The sequence below is a fragment of the Sphingobium olei genome (assembly GCF_042678845.1).
In the GTDB taxonomy this organism is placed as follows: Bacteria; Pseudomonadota; Alphaproteobacteria; order Sphingomonadales; family Sphingomonadaceae; genus Sphingobium; species Sphingobium olei.
This window is the reverse complement of the sequence record NZ_JBHTLS010000004.1, coordinates 1-2,450: the sequence shown is the minus strand read 5'-3', so window position 1 is coordinate 2,450 and position 2,450 is coordinate 1. Positions and strand designations below refer to the sequence as shown.

Sequence of the window (2,450 nt, the reverse complement as noted above, 5' to 3'; positions counted from 1 at the left end):
CCGCGGCGCGTTCAAGCGTTCCAATCATCGGGATTCCTTTCGATTTTAGGATCACCAGTCGTGGACAGGCAGATCATCCGAGCGGTCACCGTCGCAATCGAGCAGAAGGAACTGGAAGCTCCGGCTTCGGCCGAACGCCATCAGGCGCAGCAGGTCTGCCGGCAGTTGCGTCTGGCGCGCTTCGTCGAGCGAACGGGTGGGAATGAACCAGCCGTAGACGGAGGCGGCGATGTCGATCGGCCGCTCGGTCGGCGGCCAGGATGCCCAGCCATCGAGAAGGCCGGCGGTCTGGACCGTCAGATGCGCGGTCGAGAGCACGCAATAGCGTCCGGTTTCCACCGATTTCGGAGCGAGGCTTGTGTGGAAAAGCGGCGGCGTGACCTGGAGTAGGTCTTTGGCGCATCCGTCCGAGGGGTGCCCGTCGAAATAGATGGCAATCACGGTTTCATCGTCCAGCGTGACGGGATCGCGCTCGTCGCCAGTTTCTTTCCACCACTCGCGGCACCAGGCGGCGATTTCCGCGTCCAGAGATGACTCATCGATCGCGGCATGAATATTGGTGCCGTAGCGGTGCTCGATAGCGGCGGCATGAAGCTTGACCGGCCAGGGCAAGGGCGATCGTTCGATGTGGTCCTCGGCGCTGTGGATTGCCGCGATCAGTTCGCTGCGCGCAGAGTGTGCGAGGTTCTCGGGATATTCGATGGCCGAGCGTATCCGCGCCAGCAGAGCGAGGTGATCGTCGCGGCCGGCGATATCCGTCGGTCCCGGCGATGGCTCTTCCCCCATACCGGTCGGCCAAGCCTGTTCAGTGTCCTGTCCGGCCGCATCGGAACGCAGGACCGGGTGGTGCGGATGGGACCAGTCGACGCTTTCGGCCAGCCATCGGCCGATATAGGCCCAGTCGAGACCGAAGGGGCAATCGTCATCAAGGCCCTGCAATGCCCGTTCGACCGTAGCGGTCCAGCTGAGTATGATGGGACGCAGGGTCTCAGCCCCAAGCCTGTCGAACGTTCCGCGGATGGCCAGGGCGCGGTCGAGCGCATCGGGTTCGGCGGCAGGCCGATCACGCAAAGTCAGGACCGCCTCCCATAGGCAGGCGGCGATTTCGAGATGAAAGGGGGCATAGCGGGTCATGGGCTCAATCCTGCTTCAGGCTGCGCGGCGGTGATTGTTGCGACAAAGGCCGAGATCGGTGGCGATCAGCGTTTCGATCCTGGGTGCAAGGCTATCGAAGGCAGCATTGAAATCGATGCCGGAGACGCGATGGCGGGCCTCGCCAGGCTCATGGTCGAGCAGAAGCATCGGCGGAACGAGACGCGCGGTCATTTCAGGGAAAATGGCCTGCAGGATGATGGCCTCGACACGGCGCGACACGAGGTTGAGGCGCGCGGCCAGGCCGCAATGCACGGCGAGATAGCGCTCGAACCAGCGGCCTGGCGCCAGCACGTCGGCGAGCCGGGTACAGGGCTGCCGGCCCGCCGGTGTCGGGACATGAAGAATGACAACATGGTGCCGACGGTGGAGAGCAAGCTGGTCCAGCGGGACCAGGACCCGATAGCTGTAAAGCGGAGCCTGCCCGCTGATGCGGGTCCTGCAGGTGATCATATCCATCGGGCATTTCCTTCATATGCGTGCGCAATACTGCTCGCGGTTTCACGCACGCCCCCTCCCCCCTTCGCTTCGTAGCCCGGTCGTGAAGGCGGTCTGTATGTCCTTGAAGAAGGGGCCCGATCTGGCTGAAACGGATGTCAGCTCTCTGGCTCGCCACCGCGACAAGTTGCGTTGTCGTAGATGGGCCTGTCTCCCGGTCGCCATGGGATGGGATTCCAGATACGGCCATTGTAGCTGATGCGGCCGACGACGATGCCCTCCCGGATGAGCTCGGCTTCCGGGAATGCACTGGCGCCAAGACCAGTCTGATCGCGGCGTTCGCAATAGTGGCGCGACGCTTCCGCGAGCGTTTCCACCATGATGTCTGGATATCCGGCTTGCCTGACGATCAGGGGCAACCGGTTTTGCTGGCCTGGTTCCATATTTGGGCCTTTCGCGTTCGGGCGCATGGCCGCGTTCCTCAAGGGCAGGACATCATGGGCGGGGCACGTCATAACGAGGGTCGCACCTCGCCTCGCCCGGATAAAGGCCCATCGGATCGGGCAGAAGGAGTTGGACGACGGCATATTCCTCATGGCCAAGAAGGCGCCCGACCTGGATAGTGAATGCGCTGCGCGCCGCCGCCCCGGCAAGGCGCGGACGGATCGGGAAGGCGCCGCCGATATCGATATCCTTGTCGGGCACCTGGTCCGCCTGACGCATTCGCCGACCGACTTCGTTGAGAACCGATGCCATCAGGTGCGGCGCGAAATTGCCGATGATCAGCAGTTCGGGCAGGCCGAGGCGGGCGTTGCCGATCGTGTAGGCGAAGCCCGCCGTGTCGGCGTCGGGGAAGATTG

General features: G+C 63.6%; 4 protein-coding genes. All 4 read right to left on the bottom strand.

All coding sequences use genetic code 11. The annotated features are described in order from the left end of the window. Window positions 1–51: 51 nt before the first annotated feature. Complete coding sequence (locus tag ACFQ24_RS00075) at window positions 52–1,134, bottom strand: DUF5983 family protein (RefSeq protein ID WP_062063565.1); 1,083 nt, start codon at window positions 1,132–1,134, stop codon at window positions 52–54. A 15-nt stretch (window positions 1,135–1,149) separates the two neighbouring features. Further along, complete coding sequence (locus ACFQ24_RS00070; RefSeq protein ID WP_062063562.1) at window positions 1,150–1,611, bottom strand: hypothetical protein; 462 nt, start codon at window positions 1,609–1,611, stop codon at window positions 1,150–1,152. Window positions 1,612–1,748: 137 nt separating this feature from the next. Next, window positions 1,749–2,060 carry a hypothetical protein gene (locus tag ACFQ24_RS00065; protein WP_062063560.1) on the bottom strand — a complete coding sequence of 104 codons (312 nt, stop codon included), beginning with the start codon at window positions 2,058–2,060 and terminating at the stop codon, window positions 1,749–1,751. A gap of 25 nt (window positions 2,061–2,085) precedes the next feature. Then, window positions 2,086–2,450: DUF4262 domain-containing protein (locus ACFQ24_RS00060; protein WP_380908140.1), on the bottom strand; the 365-nt coding region annotated here is incomplete at its 5' end.

Bases quoted from the DNA above. Each gene is read 5' to 3' on its own strand.
- ACFQ24_RS00075 (WP_062063565.1), bottom strand. From the start codon at position 1,134: ATGACCCGCTATGCCCCCTTTCATCTCGAAATCGCCGCCTGCCTATGG.
- ACFQ24_RS00070 (WP_062063562.1), bottom strand. From the start codon at position 1,611: ATGGATATGATCACCTGCAGGACCCGCATCAGCGGGCAGGCTCCGCTT.
- ACFQ24_RS00065 (WP_062063560.1), bottom strand. From the start codon at position 2,060: ATGCGCCCGAACGCGAAAGGCCCAAATATGGAACCAGGCCAGCAAAAC.